At 50.3% G+C, this 1,729-nt stretch carries 1 rRNA gene; it reads right to left on the bottom strand.

The annotated features are described in order from the left end of the window. Window positions 1-22 precede the first annotated feature (22 nt). Window positions 23-1,729 (bottom strand): 23S ribosomal RNA (locus NK638_RS12205); the annotation flags it as partial.

Raw genomic sequence — 1,729 nt, 5'->3', positions numbered from 1 at the left:
ATACAAACCACTTGGGTGTTGTATGGTCAAGCCAAACGAGCAATTAGTACAGGTTAGCTACACACATCACTGCGCTTCCACACCCTGCCTATCAACGTCCTAGTCTTGAACGGCTCTTTAGGGAAATCTAATCTTGAGGTGGGCTTCCCGCTTAGATGCTTTCAGCGGTTATCCCATCCGAACGTAGCTACCGGGCAATGCCATTGGCATGACAACCCGAACACCAGCGGTTCGTCCACTCTGGTCCTCTCGTACTAGGAGCAGATCCTCTCAAATTTCCAACGCCCACGGTAGATAGGGACCGAACTGTCTCACGACGTTCTAAACCCAGCTCGCGTACCTCTTTAAATGGCGAACAGCCATACCCTTAGGACCTGCTTCAGCCCTAGGATGAGATGAGCCGACATCGAGGTGCCAAACACCGCCGTCGATATGAACTCTTGGGCGGTATCAGCCTGTTATCCCCAGAGTACCTTTTATCCGTTGAGCGATGGCCCTTCCATACAGAACCACCGGATCACTAAGACCTACTTTCGTACCTGCTCGACTTGTGGGTCTCGCAGTTAAGCGCGCTTTTGCCTTTATACTCTTTGAACGATTTCCGACCGTTCTGAGCGCACCTTCGTACTCCTCCGTTACTCTTTAGGAGGAGACCGCCCCAGTCAAACTACCCACCATACATTGTCCTCGGTATTGTGATACCTGAGTTAGAACCCCAACATGACCAGGGTGGTATTTCAAGGATGGCTCCACCAAGACTGGCGTCTCGGTTTCAAAGCCTCCCACCTATCCTGCACAAGTCAGGTCAAAGTTCAATGTAAAGCTGTAGTAAAGGTTCACGGGGTCTTTCCGTCTAGCCGCGGGTACACAGCATCTTCACTGCGATTTCGATTTCACTGAGTCTCTGCTGGAGACAGCGCTGCCATCATTATGTCATTCGTGCAGGTCGGAACTTACCCGACAAGGAATTTCGCTACCTTAGGACCGTTATAGTTACGGCCGCCGTTTACTGGGGCTTCGATCAAGACCTTCGCATACGCTAAGCCCATCAATTAACCTTCCAGCACCGGGCAGACATCACACCCTATACGTCCACTTTCGTGTTTGCAGAGTGCTGTGTTTTTAATAAACAGTTGCAGCAGCCTGGTATCTGCGACTGCCAATAGCTTACGGAGCAAGTCCTTCACCATCAGCAGCGTACCTTCTCCCGAAGTTACGGTACCATTTTGCCTAGTTCCTTCAGCAGAGTTCTCTCAAGCGCCTTGGTATTCTCTACCTGATCACCTGTGTCGGTTTAGGGTACGATTCGTTTATGACTATCGCTTAGAAGCTTTTCCTGGAAGCATGGTATTTGCCACTTCGTCCTACAAGTAGGACTTGCTATCAGATCTCGGTATGAAATAGCCCGGATTTACCTAAGCTATAAACCTACATCCTTCCACTCAGACAACCATCGCTGAGCTGGCATAACCTTCTCCGTCCCTCCATCGCATCATAAACAAGTATCGGAATATTAACCGATTTCCCATCGACTACGCCTTTCGGCCTCGCCTTAGGGGTCGACTCACCCAGCCCCGATTAACGTTGGACTGGAACCCTTGATCTTCCGGCGTGCGAGCTTTTCACTCGCATTATCGTTACTCACGTCAGCATTCGCTCTTGTGATACCTCCAGCATGCTTTACAACACACCTTCACAGGCTTACACAACGCTCCCCTACCACTTGAAA

The organism is Psychrobacter sp. A3, from assembly GCF_028823565.1.
GTDB classification, from domain to species: domain Bacteria; phylum Pseudomonadota; class Gammaproteobacteria; order Pseudomonadales; family Moraxellaceae; genus Psychrobacter; species Psychrobacter celer.
Note: the sequence above shows the minus strand (reverse complement) of the source record. Positions and strands in the feature narration are given on the sequence as shown.